General features: G+C 70.6%; 18 protein-coding genes and 1 pseudogene. 10 read left to right on the top strand and 9 right to left on the bottom strand.

The genetic code is table 11. The annotated features are described in order from the left end of the window. Nucleotides 1-60: 60 nt before the first annotated feature. From H3H54_RS15130 to mshD, 3 genes are read right to left on the bottom strand one after another with little or no spacing between them, the layout of a single operon-like run. Nucleotides 61-660, bottom strand: a complete 600-nt coding sequence (locus H3H54_RS15130) for a DUF4190 domain-containing protein (RefSeq protein WP_262424509.1) — start codon at nt 658-660, stop codon at nt 61-63. 41 nt (nt 661-701) lie between these two features. Next, nucleotides 702-1,646 (bottom strand): NUDIX hydrolase, encoded by a 945-nt coding sequence (locus H3H54_RS15135; RefSeq protein ID WP_262424510.1) that lies wholly within the window; start codon nt 1,644-1,646, stop codon nt 702-704. 3 nt (nt 1,647-1,649) lie between these two features. Beyond that, nucleotides 1,650-2,549, bottom strand: coding sequence for a mycothiol synthase (gene mshD, locus H3H54_RS15140; protein ID WP_262424511.1), 900 nt, complete (start codon nt 2,547-2,549; stop codon nt 1,650-1,652). Nucleotides 2,550-2,716: 167 nt separating this feature from the next. Here mshD and H3H54_RS15145 point away from each other — a divergent pair, with 167 nt between their 5' ends. From H3H54_RS15145 to H3H54_RS15180, 8 genes are all read left to right on the top strand, one after another. Continuing rightward, complete coding sequence (locus H3H54_RS15145) at nt 2,717-3,046, top strand: hypothetical protein (protein WP_262424512.1); 330 nt, start codon at nt 2,717-2,719, stop codon at nt 3,044-3,046. A 35-nt stretch (nt 3,047-3,081) separates the two neighbouring features. Then, nucleotides 3,082-3,465: a hypothetical protein gene (locus H3H54_RS15150; RefSeq protein WP_262424513.1), complete on the top strand. Its 384-nt coding sequence runs from the start codon at nt 3,082-3,084 to the stop codon at nt 3,463-3,465. Between the two features lie 190 nt (nt 3,466-3,655). Beyond that, nucleotides 3,656-4,252, top strand: a complete 597-nt coding sequence (locus H3H54_RS15155; protein ID WP_262424514.1) for an FABP family protein — start codon at nt 3,656-3,658, stop codon at nt 4,250-4,252. Between the two features lie 27 nt (nt 4,253-4,279). Continuing rightward, nucleotides 4,280-5,401 carry a folate-binding protein YgfZ gene (locus H3H54_RS15160; RefSeq protein WP_262424515.1) on the top strand — a complete coding sequence of 374 codons (1,122 nt, stop codon included), beginning with the start codon at nt 4,280-4,282 and terminating at the stop codon, nt 5,399-5,401. 93 nt (nt 5,402-5,494) lie between these two features. Continuing rightward, nucleotides 5,495-5,929 carry a hypothetical protein gene (locus H3H54_RS15165; RefSeq protein ID WP_262424516.1) on the top strand — a complete coding sequence of 145 codons (435 nt, stop codon included), beginning with the start codon at nt 5,495-5,497 and terminating at the stop codon, nt 5,927-5,929. 40 nt (nt 5,930-5,969) lie between these two features. Next, complete coding sequence (locus H3H54_RS15170) at nt 5,970-6,389, top strand: FUSC family protein (RefSeq protein WP_262424517.1); 420 nt, start codon at nt 5,970-5,972, stop codon at nt 6,387-6,389. Continuing rightward, on the top strand, nt 6,386-7,228 hold the full coding sequence (locus H3H54_RS15175; protein ID WP_262424518.1) for a hypothetical protein: 843 nt from the start codon (nt 6,386-6,388) through the stop codon (nt 7,226-7,228). The genes H3H54_RS15170 and H3H54_RS15175 overlap by 4 nt, the downstream gene beginning before the upstream one ends. A 173-nt stretch (nt 7,229-7,401) precedes the next feature. Further along, complete coding sequence (locus H3H54_RS15180; RefSeq protein ID WP_262424519.1) at nt 7,402-7,719, top strand: DUF2516 family protein; 318 nt, start codon at nt 7,402-7,404, stop codon at nt 7,717-7,719. Between the two features lie 330 nt (nt 7,720-8,049). Here the strand turns inward: H3H54_RS15180 and fbaA are convergent. From fbaA to H3H54_RS15200, 4 genes and pseudogenes are all read right to left on the bottom strand, one after another. Beyond that, nucleotides 8,050-9,073, bottom strand: a pseudogene (gene fbaA, locus H3H54_RS15185) (class II fructose-bisphosphate aldolase). 156 nt (nt 9,074-9,229) lie between these two features. After that, the gene (locus H3H54_RS15190) at nt 9,230-9,580 is read right to left on the bottom strand and encodes a hypothetical protein (protein WP_262424520.1); all 351 of its coding nucleotides are present in this window, start codon (nt 9,578-9,580) and stop codon (nt 9,230-9,232) included. A 7-nt stretch (nt 9,581-9,587) separates the two neighbouring features. Then, nucleotides 9,588-10,307, bottom strand: coding sequence for a C2 family cysteine protease (locus tag H3H54_RS15195; protein ID WP_262424521.1), 720 nt, complete (start codon nt 10,305-10,307; stop codon nt 9,588-9,590). Beyond that, entirely contained in the window at nt 10,211-10,624 is a 414-nt protein-coding gene (locus H3H54_RS15200) for a WXG100 family type VII secretion target (protein ID WP_262424522.1), read from the bottom strand. Before H3H54_RS15200 ends, H3H54_RS15195 begins: the two co-directional genes overlap by 97 nt. Nucleotides 10,625-10,842: 218 nt before the next feature. Between H3H54_RS15200 and H3H54_RS15205 the strand changes: the two genes are divergently transcribed. Beyond that, nucleotides 10,843-11,382 (top strand): hypothetical protein, encoded by a 540-nt coding sequence (locus tag H3H54_RS15205; RefSeq protein WP_262424523.1) that lies wholly within the window; start codon nt 10,843-10,845, stop codon nt 11,380-11,382. A 12-nt stretch (nt 11,383-11,394) separates the two neighbouring features. Here the strand turns inward: H3H54_RS15205 and H3H54_RS15210 are convergent, their stop codons facing one another. Together H3H54_RS15210 and H3H54_RS15215 are read right to left on the bottom strand one after the other, a co-directional pair. Beyond that, nucleotides 11,395-12,057 carry a TrmH family RNA methyltransferase gene (locus tag H3H54_RS15210; RefSeq protein WP_262424524.1) on the bottom strand — a complete coding sequence of 221 codons (663 nt, stop codon included), beginning with the start codon at nt 12,055-12,057 and terminating at the stop codon, nt 11,395-11,397. Next, on the bottom strand, nt 12,054-12,767 hold the full coding sequence (locus H3H54_RS15215; protein ID WP_262424525.1) for a DedA family protein: 714 nt from the start codon (nt 12,765-12,767) through the stop codon (nt 12,054-12,056). Before H3H54_RS15215 ends, H3H54_RS15210 begins: the two co-directional genes overlap by 4 nt. 187 nt (nt 12,768-12,954) lie before the next feature. Here H3H54_RS15215 and H3H54_RS15220 point away from each other — a divergent pair, with 187 nt between their 5' ends. Next, nucleotides 12,955-13,887: a neutral zinc metallopeptidase gene (locus H3H54_RS15220; RefSeq protein ID WP_262424526.1), complete on the top strand. Its 933-nt coding sequence runs from the start codon at nt 12,955-12,957 to the stop codon at nt 13,885-13,887. The last annotated feature ends 10 nt before the right edge of the window (nt 13,888-13,897 follow it).

Raw genomic sequence — 13,897 nt, forward strand, 5'->3', positions numbered from 1 at the left:
GCTGCGCCCCGGGTGGCCTGCGCCACCCTCGGAACCGCAGCGGGCCGCAGCCCGGGCGGGTCAGGCCGCGGACGTCTCGGCGACGATCACAAGGATCATCATGCCGATGTAGAGCAGGAAGAACAGGAGGGGGATCAGACCGATCAGGCTGGTCACCAGGCCCGCGATGGCGAGTCCGCGGCCGCTCTTCGCGGTGTGGGCCTGGGGGCCGGTCTCCTTCATGCCCTTGGCGGCGAAGATGACGCCGACGGGGGCGGTGAGTCCGGCGCACATCGTCAGCGCCAGCAGGCCCAGCACGAGGGAGGTGATCGCCGCTCCGGAGCTCGGCGGCGGAGGCGCGTAGGGCCCGTACCCGTAGGGTCCGGGGTACTGGGTCGGGTAGGGCTGCCCCGGCGCGGACGCTGCGGCGGCGTAGCCGGACGCGGGGGCCTCGGCCTCGGTCCCGAAGACCGGCCCGAACCCGTCGGCGTCCAGCGGGTCACGCGCGTAGGGATCAGTGCCCTCGGAGCCGACCGCATAGGGATCCTCGGGCGCGGACGGCGTCTGCCCGTACGGATCGTGCGCGCCGCCGTAGGACCGATCTGCACCGTACGGGTCGCCGGCGTCGCCGCCGTATCCCCCGGAGTAGTCCGGCAGACCGCTTCCGTGACCTGTGCTCATATGTTCCGGTGTCCTTCCCCTGGACCTGTGGATCGATGTTCTCAGCCGATGTTGGGCAGGTGCCGCTCGATCGCGACCACCGTGCCCTCTGGCGTGGTGTGCAGCAGCAGCGCCTCTCCCGCGGCGAGGAAAGGATCCTCCCGCGGCAGCTCGAGCGCCGCCCCTTGCTGGGCCACTGCGCGCACCGACTCGATCACCGTCGGCAGCACCGGGCGGTGGGTGCACACCACGGTCGGCCGCGCCTCACGCAGCACCCGGTCGATCACCGCAGCAGTGCGGGAGGGGTGCTCGGTGTGCGCCGCCTCCGTGAGCTCGTCCTTGGTCCTGACCTTCAGCCCCTCGATCTTCGCGAGCGGCGCGACGGTGTCCAGGCAGCGCCGCCAGGGGCTGCTCACCACGCTGGCCGGGTCGAAAGCGTCCAGCAGCGGAGGGAGTGTCTGTGCCTGCTTCTTCCCTTTGCTGTTCAGGGGTCGGGAGCCCTCGTCCTTGCGCCACTTGGACCGCGAGACCGCCGCGCCGTGACGTTGGATCACGATCGGGACGGTCCGGAGCTCGTCGGCCTCCAGGAAGCGGCGCAGCGCCACCAGCGGGACCTGGTCGCTCTGCCGGGTGACCAGGGCTTCGGCCTCGTCGAGCGGCACCCATCGGACCTCATCGACCTCACCGCGGTCCAGCGGGCCGGGCCCGATCTTCGCGCGGACGGTGGCCGTCCAGTACTGCACGATCTTGGTGCGCCCGTCCGGCAGCAGGTAGACGGAGGCCGGCAGCGGCCGATGCAGACGCACCCGGTACCCGGTCTCCTCCGCGACCTCGCGCACCGCCGCCGCGGGGAAGGTCTCGCCCTTGTCCAGCTTGCCCTTGGGGATCGACCAGTCGTCGTAGCGCGGGCGGTGGATCAGGAGAACCTGGACCCGATCACCCTTCTCACGCCAGGCGAGGGCACCGGCGGCGAGGACGGGCTGCGGCCTCCCGGGAGCGACGTGCACCGATCAGCCCTTCCCGGCCATGCGCATCTGCACATCACGGCCCGAGACGGTGAATCCCCAGTTCTCGTAGAGCTTCAGCGCCGCAGCGTTGTCGGCCTCGACGTAGAGCTCCACACCCGGCACCCCGTTCTCCTGCAGCCGTGCCAGCGACGTGGCCATCAGCAGGCCGGCGACCCCGTGCCCCTGCACGGAGGGATCGGTGGCGACGACGTAGATCTCCGCATCGTCCTCGACTGCGCCGGGACGTTCACGCTTGACCCACACGAACCCGACCAGCTCCTCGTCGCGCAGTGCGACCAGCATGTCCTCGGCGTCGAACCATGGCTGCGTGAGGCGCTGGTCGAGATCGGCGCGGGTGAGCGCACCCTGCTCGGGGTGCTCGGCGAAGGCTCGCCCATTCACCGCCACCCAGCTCTCGGCGTCGCGCCCGGCGTCGAAGGTGTCCAGGCGCAGGCCCTCGAGGGTCGAGGTCGGCACCTCGGGCAGCGTCTGCCCGGGCCCCAGGTCCCGGCGCAGGGTGAGCAGGCGCCGGGTCTCCTCGAGACCTGCGGCGGCAAGGAAGGCGAGCGACCCCTCGAGTGCGCCATGCGCCCAGACCGCTGCATCGGCGTGCAGCGTGAGCGCCTCGTGGAGCATGGCGGCGCCGTGGCCGCGGCGGCGGTGGTCGGGGTGGACCATGCCCTGGACGGTGCCGTCGGCCAGCACGCTCGCGTACCCGATCAGCAGGCCCCGGGCATCGCCTGCGTCCTGTTGCTCGAGCAGCAGGTGCTGGGCGTCCTCCCCGTCGAGCGCGAGGAGTGCGGCCTCGTCCAGCGGGGAGACGCCGTCGTGCGCGGTGGCCGTCGCGAGCAGGTCGCGGATGTCCTCACCGCGGGTCGGCGACAGAGCGGCCGTCGTGATCATGGGGTCCTTCCGGGCTCTGGGCAGTGCGGGCCTCCTGTGACGCATGGCCACCTGAGGTGCACGAGTATGCCGCCACCTGCGGGCACTCGTAGACTGCCACTGTAGCGCCCGGCGCCGACGCCTCGTCGGCGCGGCCCGAGACCGGAATCGACAGCGAGGGAGGACCCGTGACCGCTCCCGAGCGCGCCCCTCTCGGCGCTGCACTCGCGCTGCTGATGGCAGTGGTCTCGCTCACCGGATCGGTCTCCCCGGTGCTCATGGCCGTCTCGGTCGGGCTGCTCTCGCTCCTGATCGGGATCGCCTGGCCGACCCTGCTCGAGCTCCCCTCCCCCACGGGAACCCGTGCGGTGGTGGCCGGGACAGGCATCCTCGGCGCCCTGGTCGCCGTGCTCAGCCCCGAGCGGTTCACCCCGCTCTCCGGAGTGGTCATGGTCTGCGCGACCGGCGTGTTCGCCTCGTTCGTGCACCAGATGCTCCGCCGCGAGCGGCGGAGCTGACCGAATCGCTCACCGGGACCGTCGCCGGGGCGTTCGTGTCCGGCATCGCCGCCAGCTGGGTGATCGCCCAGTCCGGAGCGATCGCCGACGGCTCGGGCGTCCTGGTCACCGCGATGGCCGTCGGGCTTGCCACCACTCTGCTGCTGAACACCGCACCGCTCCCGGTGGCCCCGCGGCTGGTGCTGTCGATCCTCGCGGGCGCCGCGGTGACCGCCGTGCTCGCCGTCTCGCTGGCGGGGGTCGCGCCGCTGTTCGCCGCCGTGGCCGGGCTGGTCACCGCGATCGGTGCGGGCTGCGCTCACCTGCTGGCGGGCTCCCCGCTGGTCGCGAAGGAACCAGTCCCCTCGCTCGCGGTCGCTGCCGTGCCGGTGGCGACGGTCGGGGTGGTCGCGCACCTGATGGTGCTGCTGCTGTCCTGAATGATCCGCGCGCGGTGATGACACCGCTCTCCCTGCCTCCGGACGTCCGGGCGGAGCGATAGACTCTGACCCATGTCCGCGCTCTCTGTGTTCTTCATCGCTCTCGTCGTCCTGGTGGGCGTCGGCACGCTCGCCTTCGCCGCCCTGGTGCTCTCGCGGCTCTTCAACCGCTGAGCGGCCTGCGGCACCGATGCCCATCACGCTCGACACCTCTCTCCCTCCGTCGCTGTACCCCCTGGCCTGGTTGATCGGCAGCTGGGAGGGCAGCGGTGCTCTCCAGCTGCCTGCTGAGGACAGCACCGATGTGCGCATCGAGCAGCAGCTGGTCTGCGCCGCGAACGAGGACGGCACTCTGAGCTGGCGCTCGACCATCCATCGCGTCGACGCCCCCGCCCCGCTGCCGCCCACCAGCGCCTTCGCCCGCGAGGAGGCCGCCGCCCCGGCAGTCGTGACCTCCGGGGAGCGCACTCTCCTGCACCGCGAGGACGGGACGTGGACCGTCGGTGAGCTCCTGCCCGGCCAGGACCCAGCCGCCGCCGAGTCAGCACGCCCCGGCACACCCGGGAGCTTCCTCTCCCGCCAGCTCGACGCCCGTCTCGAACGGCGCGGCGAGAGTCCGGAGCACTGGGCCGGGGAGGTGCGCGGGCCCCGCGTCCAGCTGGCCCTCGGCACCCCGGCCGGCGAGATCTCGCAGACCCGCATGTTCGGTTATGTCACCGGCCGGCTGATGTGGCTGTGGGAGCACCGCCTCCCGGTGCCCGATGGCGCCCCGGTGAAACCGCACTGACCCCCTACCTCTCCCTGGAGCTGCACCGTGTCTGACCCCGCCCGCACCATCCGCCTCCTCCTCGGCACCGGCGCCGTGCTCGGAGACGGCCCTGACGCGGCGGTCCCCGCCCACTACGGCGCACCGCTGCGCGAACAGCGCCACCTCCTCGACGGCACCGCGGTGGTCGACCTCGGTCACCTCGAGCTGCTCGAGGTCCGCGGCGCGGATGCTCGCAGCTGGATGACCACCGTCACCACCCAGCAGCTGACGGGCACCCCCGTCGGCCACTCCTCCTCGCTCGCGGTGCTCACCCCGCAGGGGCGGGTCGAGCACATGGCCTCCGCCGTGGTGCTCGAGGAGGACGCACTGCTGCTGGTGCTCGATCCGGGTGCCCGCGCCGGGCTGCGCAAGTACCTCGAGATGATGCGCTTCGCGGCCCGGGTGGAGCTGACCGACCGTGACGACCTACGGGTCCTTGGCGCCCTCTCCCCCGCCGCCGAGGTGCTCCCCGGGCTCGGTCTGCCCGAGCCCGTCGCCGTCTGGTCCGAGCCGTGGCCGCAGCTCGCCCCCGGCGGCGTGGCCTACGGCCCCGACCCCGAGGACCCGGTGGGCGCCGTGCTCACGATCCTCGACGGCGCCCTGCTGGAGCAGCTGCCCTGGCAGCCGAAGCACCTCGCCGGGATGAGCTCCTGGGAGGCGCTGCGGATCGCGGATCACCGCGCCCGCTGGGCCCGTGAGGTCGACGACCGCTCGATCCCCCACGAGCTGGACCTCCTGCGCACCACCGTGCACACCACGAAGGGCTGCTACCGCGGCCAGGAGACGGTCGCGAAGGTCCTGAACCTCGGCCAGCCGCCCCGCCGCCTGGTGATGCTCCACCTCGACGGGTCACAGGACCTGCCTGCAACCCCCGGTGGCGAGATCCGGCTCGGCGGGTCCGACGGGAAGGTCGTCGGGACCGTCTCCTCCGCCGCGCTGCACGCAGACCAGGGCCCCATCGCCCTGGCAGTGGTGCGTCGGGCCGTGCCGCTCGATGCGGACCTCGCGGTGCAGGTCGCCGTGGGCGATGCCGACGGCGAGCCAGCCTCCGTGTGGCTCGACGCCACCCAGGAACCGGTCGTGCTGCCGCGGGATCACGGCGAACGGCCGGTCACGGCCAAGCTCTGAGGGCCGCCTCTCCACGACCCCGTCACGGATCCGCCACTGCCCTCCTACGTGCATCCCCTGTGCCGTGGCCGCTGAACTGGAACAATGGTGGGCATGAGAGCTGAGGGCGACCAGCAGGAATGGAGCCGACATCGTCGGGAGGCGGTCGAGGTCAAGGAGCAGGCGCTCCACGCCGCCCGGCTGGAGGAGCACGGGAAGGCCACCGCGATGATCCGCGAGGCCGTGGAGCGCTTCCGCGCCGCCGGCGTCGCACCGGTGGCGCTGCGTGCCCGCCCGTTCCAGGGCGGCGGAACCCTCCGCACCGGGCTCGAAGGCTGGTACCTCAAACAGGACCGCAGCCTCGCGGTCGACGCGGAGGGCCACTACTACGTGATGCGGGTCGACGGCGGTCTGCGCGCTCGGCTGCGCGGTGCCGCACCGGAACCCGGCTGGGCCCCTTTGGTCGTGGGACGCGGCGCCCGCGACGGCGACACCTTCCGACTTGAGGAGCTGCTCGAGATGCGGCTGCACGACCCGGTGCGGGCATGAGCGCCCCCGAGCCTCAGGGACAGGCTCCGCCGCCGTCCCTATGCTCGAACGGGCCCGCCTCACCGTGCAGAACTGGTTCCTCCAGGGCGTCTCCCGCGGCCGCGGGGACGTGCTGACCGTGGGCCGCGCCTCGATCGCCGCGGCCCTCGCCTACCTGGTCAGCGGCTTCATCTGGGACCACGAGCACCCGTTCTTCTCCTCGATCGTCGCCTTCATCATCATCGGCTTCGGCATCGAGAAGAAGATGCGCAAGATCGTGGAGATGTCCTGCGGGGTGATGCTCGGGGTGCTGCTGGGCGAGCTCGCACGAGCCACGATCGGCTCCGGGACCTGGCAGATCCTGGTGGTGGTGTTCTGCGCCGGGATGTTCGCCCGCTTCATCGACTCCAGCAACCTCTTCGGATTCCAGGTCGCGATCCAGTCGCTGCTGGTGATGATCATGCCGATCACCCCGGCATGACCCCGGGCGGTCGCGCGCTGGACGCCGTCACCGGAGTCGTGGTCGCCATCATCATCCACCTGCTGCTGTCCGGGGATCCGCGCCGCCTCCAGTCCCGCGCGGCCACCTCCTTCTACCGGGAGCTGGAGGACACGCTGGTGAGCCTCGCCCTGTCCGCTCGCAGCGGGGACCGCCGCGTCGCACAGGCGGCGCTGAAGAACCTGCGCGAGGTCTCCCAGAAGTTCACCGATGAGTGGGGACTGGCCAATGACGTCGCCAATGAGATGGCGACCTTCTCCCCCACCGGCCTGCGCCACGCAGATGATGTGAACCGCCTCGAGCACCTGCTGGTGGGCTCTGACCGGGCGATGCGGAACATGCGGGTGATCGCGCGCCGCGAGGTGGAGTTCCTCGAAGCCGTCCGCGGGGACGCGCACTCCCGCCTGGCCGATGCCCTGCTCGCGGCGCGGGATGCCGTGCAGGAGCTGGGCACGGCCGTCTCCCATGAGGACGTCGACTTCACCGAAGCCCGGCGCAAGCTCCGCCTGTTCTGCTCCTACCTCTCGCCGGAGATGCTGCTGCGCAACGACGAGGGGATGCGCCCCGGCCGGGCGGGCCACTTCGAGGGCGTGACCCTCACGATCCAGCTGCGCTCCCTCGCGATCGACCTGCTGCAGGCCACGGGGCTCAGCGCTGCCGAGGCCAAGCAGTTCCTCCCGAGCCTGGTCGTCGCGGCGGACGGCGACGCGATCGGCCCGCGCCCGATCACGATGGAGATGCGGGCCCTGGAGCCGCCAGCCACCACCGAGGCGCTCGAACTGCTGATCACCGACCGCTCGGACCCCGACCGGCTGCGCTGACCGGTCCCGGTGGTACGGCTGGGCCAGGTCCGTCGGAATGAACGCTGCGGAGGCTGCGGCCGCTCCGGACGCTCCCGACGCTCCCGACCCTCCGGACGCCGCGGCATGGCCTTCGCGGGCGTGTACCGGCTCGGGTCCGGGAACTGCCCAGGCGATCGCCGTATCCTGACAGGATGATCGCCCTCATCCAGATGTGGATCTTCCTCGTGCTCGCCGTGGCCCTGCTGGCCATCGAGATCTGGGCCCTCGTCAACGCCCTGCGCTTCCGCCCCGACGCCTACGTCGCCGCGGGCAAGCGCACCAAGGTGTTCTGGTGCGTGCTGACCGGTGTCGCTGTGCTGCTGGGCTTCCTCTCACTCCCCTACCCGATCGGCGGGGGCAGCTCGATGCTGTTCATGCTCGCCGGCGTGATCATCGCGGGCATCTTCCTCGCCGACGTCCTGCCCTCGCTGAAGCGGGTCATGGGGCGCGCCCAGGGCAACCGCTGGTGACACCCCGCCGCACCTGATGCCCGCAGCACCACCCGCCGCAGCACCGCCCCCTGCCCGTCACCTCGGCGCCCGGGCCCTGCCTGCCACCTCGGCGCCACAGCGCGGCGGTGCCACGGCGCGGCGGTTTCGTGGTGCGGCAGTGCGGCTGCGGGCCGCTGGTGAGTTCAGGTGGTGATACTGCCAGGGCTCGTCACCATCGGCCCGGCCGTGACACCGCCCTCTGGCGTGGGGGCCCATCACGGCCCCGGACATGAAGGAACCCCGGAGCCGAGGCTCCGGGGTTCCGTCGTCGTGCGGGATCTGCCTCACGGCGGATCAGCTCACGATCACTCAGGCATGCGTGCCGGCGGAACGCAGGTTCTCGCAGGCCTCGACGATGCGGGCGGCCATGCCGGCCTCGGCCTTCTTGCCCCAGGCGGGGGTCGTAGGCCTTCTTGTTGCCGACGTCGCCGTCGACCTTGAGCACGCCGTCGTAGTTCTCGAACATGTGTGAGACGACGGGGCGGCTGAAGGCGTACTGGGTGTCGGTGTCGATGTTCATCTTGATCGTGCCGTAGTCCAGCGCCTCCGCGATCTCCGCCTCGGTGGAGCCGGAGCCGCCGTGCATGACCAGGTCGAAGGGCTGGTCCTTGCCGTACTTCTCGCCGACGACCTTCTGGATATCGTCCAGGACCTTGGGGCGCAGCTTGACGTTGCCCGGCTTGTACACGCCGTGCACGTTGCCGAAGGTGAGGGCGGTCAGGTAGCGGCCGCGCTCGCCCAGGCCGAGCTTGGCGGCGGTCTTCAGGCCGTCCTCGGGGGTGGAGAAGAGCTTGTCGTTGGAGACGTTGGCGACCACGCCATCCTCTTCGCCGCCGACGACGCCGACCTCGATCTCGAGGATCTTCTTGGCCTCGACGGACTTCTCGAGCAGGCGCTCGGCGATCTCGAGGTTCTCGTCGACCGGCACGGCGGAGCCGTCCCACATGTGCGACTGGAAGAGGGGGTTCAGGCCCTTCTTCACGCGGTTCTCGAGGTCCCACTCGATCAGGGGCTCGACCCAGGTGGGCAGAACCTCCTTGGCGCAGTGGTCGGTGTGCAGCGCGACGTTGATCGGGTAGTTCTTGGACACGGCGTGGACGAACTCGGCCAGCGCGATCGACCCGGCGACGCGGTCCTTGATGGTGGAGCCCGAGAGGTACTCGGCGCCGCCGAAGGACACCTGGATGATGCCGTCCGAGTTCGCCTCGGTGAAGCCCTGCAGCGCCGCGATGGCGGTCTGCGAGCTGGAGACGTTGACGGCGGGGTAGGCGAACTTTCCGGCCTTGGCCCGGTCGATCATCTCGACGTACTGATCCGGGGTGACGACTGCCATGGGGCATTCTCCTTCGCTGAAGCTGTGGGCGACGGCCGGCGGTGGGTAACACCGCGCAGGGCCGTCCGATCGCCCCCATTGTTCCATAGCGGCCCTGATCGTCCTTCGCCGGAGGTCCCCGTGGACAGTGCCGCCGGACGCGACCCCCGAGGCCTGTCAGGACGGCCGCAGTTCGAGGAACACCACCGCCCGCTCTCCCGATCCGGACGGCGCGGCGTCGGCCCGCCCGGGAGGGTCTGCGACATGCACGAGCTCCAGCACGCCGAGCCCTTCGAGGAGCAGGCTCTCCCCGGTATCGAGTCCGACCATCCCCGGCGAGGGGATGCCGATCTCCCGGTGGGTGAGCACCTCCAACCGCACCTGGGGCGGCCGCGAACCGTCGGGGGCGGTGGGATCCACGTGCGCGCTCATCACACCGATCAGGAGAGGGCCGACCACCTGCTGTGTGCCCTGGGTGATCCGGGCGCGCACCGCACCGTCGGGCTGGGTCGCCGTCACGTTGTCCATCCTCACCTCACCTGTCCCATTCGTCCGGGGAGCTTCCCGTCACCACTCCGTCGAACAGCCTGCGGTAGTCCTCCTCGGTGATGGTGATCCGGTGCGAGCCGTCGCTGTTGTCGTAGTTTTCGTCGGAACCCCACGGGTTGACCAGGGTCATCGTGCCATCCGGGTTCACGCTTTCTACGGCGTAGGCATGCTTCTCGGCGATCTGCGTGCCGTCGCCGCCCGCGGAGTTGTCGATCGTGCACAGCACCACCGGCTCTCCTCGCTCCACAGAGTTCACCACGCCCTCGTAGCTGGGCATTTCCTTGTGGACGTTCCAGAGGTCGTCCCTGTACTCCGATCCGGTGCCGGTCACAGCCTCGAATGCGCGGGCAGCAGCAGCGTTGGAGCCGTAGCCGCCCTCGTCACTGAGCACGTCCGCCTCGATGAGCGCCTGCTCGTAGATGGTGGCCCAGTTCTGATCGCCGTCGGGGCCGCGCACCCCGTCCCTGTCCACCTTCCCGCTCACCTCGACCGTGGTCCACTCGCCGTCGATGAAGAGGTCCACCTCATAGCGCTCCCGGCCCACGCGGCGGATGTGCTCGGCGAGGAACGCCGGGTCGGCATGGGCGACGCTCGCCAGGATCGACAGAGTCACGCAGTTGCCCTTGCCCTCCTGGCTGATCGAGTCGATCGTGAACTGCCCTTCGTCCAGAGGGATGTCGTTCTGCAGATCGGCGGTGCTCCCCACAGCGGCGCGAAGCCGTCCTGCCAGACCCAGAACTTGTTCTCGTCCCCATCGGCCTGTCCTCCGCCGACGCCGCCGGAGCCCTCCGGTCGGGAGACCAGGTCCTGCTCCTCGGCCTGCGCGTCGAGGTCGCGGGCCCGGGTGGACACCTCCGCGCTGACGTGGGCGAGTCGTTCTACGGCCTCGTGATGGGCGCGGGTGCGGAACTGCTCGGCATCCGGGCCGGTCCACGCCATGGTGGCGAGGTGTCCGCGCAGGTCGGCGAGGATCCCCTCCAACTCCTGCCCACCTGTCGTCAGGCGTGCGGCGTGCCGTCGCATGCTCTCCGTATCAGCCCCCAGGAACACCAGCGACCCTCCCGTCCATCGTGGCGGTGCTGTGCCCGCTGCTGACCGCCGCATAGTTCTCGCGACCTCTCGTCGACGTTACGGCAGCACGGCGATCCGTACGATGGGGAGAACTCCCCTTCCGTCCCGCCGGCTCCTCAACACCTGGCAATGGCACTGACACTCAGGAAATGACGAAGGAGCCTTTCGGCATGAGACGCGCACGATGCTGGACGGCGCTGGTCGCGATGATCGGTGCGATGACCGCCTGCGCCCCCGGAGCCACCGACCCCGGCCTCCCGGCGGACACTGCCGGGCCGCTCACCCGCCAGCAGGCGGAGCTGCTGATCGAGGAGCCGCTCGCCGATCTCGCCGCGACGGTCTCCGAGCGCGCCGACGAGTACGCGGAATTCTCGGCGGCCGACGCTGCCGGGACGCAGGAGATGGACGGCCAGTGCCTGTATGTCTCGACCGTCTACCGCAGCACCAGGAAGGTCGACTCCGAGGGATGGGGCGACCTGGCCCGCGCCGTGGAGCCGCAGATGGAGGCCTGGGAGATGGACACCGGCGCGCTCGACGACAAGCACCGCTCCTCCGGCGCCGGGCTGCGCGGGCAGAATCCACACAACCAGGCGCAGCTGACGGTGAGGACGTGGAACGAGCACCGGGTGCAAGAGGTGGACGGCCCCACCTTCGGGCTGGAGATGATGGTGCAGGTCCCGCTCGCGGACTCGGAGTGCGCTGAGGGCTGAGGGGGCCCGTGCTCAGCGCAGGGGCCCCGCGGGGATCTCGGCGTGCTGCAGGATCCAGCTGTGCATCGCGATCGCGGCCGCTGCGGCGACGTTGATGGAGCGGGTCGAGCCGAACTGGGTGATGCCGACGACGAGGTCTGCGGCGGCGAGGATCTCGGCGCTCACGCCCGGCCCTTCCTGTCCCACCACCAGCAGTGCATCGGCGGGCAACGGGGTGCGCTCGATCGGAAGGGACCCCTCGACCAGGTCGATCGCGACGATCGGGCGCTCATGCTCGCGGGCCCACGCGATCATGTGCTCCGCGTCGGGGTGGTGGAACTCGTGCTGGTAGCGGTCGGTGACCATGGCGCCGCGGCGGTTCCAGCGGCGCCTGCCGACGATGTGGAAGGCGCCGACGGCGAAGGCGTTCGCGGTGCGCACCACGGAGCCGATGTTCGCGTCGTGCTCGAGGTTCTCGATCGCGACGTGCAGGCCGTGCCGGGCGGTGTCGAGTTCGGCGACGATCGCTTCGCGGTGCCAGTAGCGGAAGCGATCCTCGACGTTGCGGCGGTCGCCGTGCGCGAGCAGCTCAGGATCCAGACGGGGATCCGCGGGCCACGGCTGCGGGTGCGGGCCGACCCCCACCTCGCGGGGCTCGCCCGCTCCGGGGCCGTTCTCCGTCTCGGCCGGCGTCACCGGTCTTCGGTCCGTGCGCGCTCGTCCCCCTGTGCATCGCCCTGCGCGTCACCGTGCTCGAGCTCGTCGAGGTGCTCCTGATCAGGGTCGGGCAGGCCGAGCTCGCGGCGCTTCTTCTCCCTCATGATCAGCTTGACCAGGAACCACAGGATCACCAGCGCCACGATCGCGTAGGCGACGTTGGAGAAGATGTCGGTGTACGGCTCGATGACCGTCCAGTTGTTGCCCATGAAGTAGCCGATGGTCAGGAAGATCGTGTTCCAGATCGCGCTGCCGGCCGTCGTGAGCAGGGTGAACATCCCGATCGGCATCGCATACAGGCCCGCCGGGATCGAGATCAGGGAACGGACCCCGGGCACCATCCGGCCGAAGAAGATCGCCTTGTGGCCGTGCTGGTCCATGAAGGCGACGGACTTGTCGTAGTCCTCGACGTGCACCAGCGGCAACCGGATCACGAGCCGTCGCAGCCGTTCGGGCCCGAGCAGCCTGCCGAGGCCGTAGAGCACCCAGGCTCCGACCACGGAACCTGCCACGGAGGCCAGCAGCATCACCCAGTAGGAGTTGTTCGGGCCTGCGGCGGCCACACCGGCCAGCGGCAGGATCACCTCGGACGGGATCGGCGGGAACAGGTTCTCGCCGAAGATCAGCAGGAAGACGCCGAGTGCGCCGAGGCTGTCCATGGTCTCGACCGCCCAGTCGACGATGTTCATGCGGCTTCCCCTCATGAGGACTTCAGTGACGGGCGGGCCCGGGGGCCCGCGCGGGAACGGGCTCCGGTCCGCGCCCCATGCTAGGGCTCTCCCGGTCGCCACGAGCGACCGGCCGGTCACTTGCGCAGGACCTTCACCGACGCTGTTCCACCTGCTCACACCGGGCGTTCAGGTCTACTCTGTGCGCATGACGTTCAACCCGAATGCGGAGATCCGCTCCGACAACGTCTCTGCCGGCGGTGGAGGCGGCTTCCGGCCGCGCCGCGGTGGCGGCGGCGGTGGCCGACGGGGCGGCGGCGGACTGAAGCTGGGCGGGGCCGGCGGCGCCGTGCTGCTGGTGGTCGTGATCATCTACACGCTGATGGGGAACAATCCATTGGACCTCTTGGGCGGCTCCTCCGGGCAGGGGCCGGTCGCCGAGGGGAGCTCGCTGGATCACTGCCTGACCGGCGCCGATGCGAACGAGCAGGACGACTGCCTGGTGCAGGCGACCGTCGAGTCCGGCGACTCGCTCTGGGAACGGCTGGGCCCGGAGGCGGGCATCGATTTCGTCGAGGCGCAGGGCCGGGTGTTCAGCGACACCGTGCAGACCGGCTGCGGCGCGGCCACGGCGGAGGTCGGCCCCTTCTACTGCCCGGCGGATATGACGCTCTACGTGGACGTGTCCTTCTTCGACTCGCTGTCCTCGCAGTACGGGGCCGACGACGGGCAGCTGGCCAAGATGTACGTCGTCGCCCACGAGTACGGCCATCACATCCAGCACCTGGACGGGACGATGGAGTCCGCAGACCGCAGCCAGACCGGGCCGCAGTCCGACGGGGTGCGCCTGGAGCTGCAGGCCGATTGCTACGCGGGGGTGTGGGCGCACCACGCCGCGAACACCACCGACGAAGACGGCAACACCATGCTGCTGCCGTTGACCGCCGAGGACATCGAGTCCGCGCTCTCCGCGGCCAGTGCCGTGGGCGACGACCACATCCAGGCGGACGTGGCCGGCGGCCAGGTCCAGCCGGAGACCTGGACCCATGGCTCCTCTGAGCAGCGCCGCAGCTGGTTCACCACGGGTTACGAGGAGGGCACCATCGGGGCGTGCGACACCTTCTCCGCGACTGAGGTGTGAGGAGCGTCCA

It is taken from the genome of Brachybacterium sp. Z12, from assembly GCF_014400405.1.
Taxonomy (GTDB): Bacteria; Actinomycetota; Actinomycetes; order Actinomycetales; family Dermabacteraceae; genus Brachybacterium.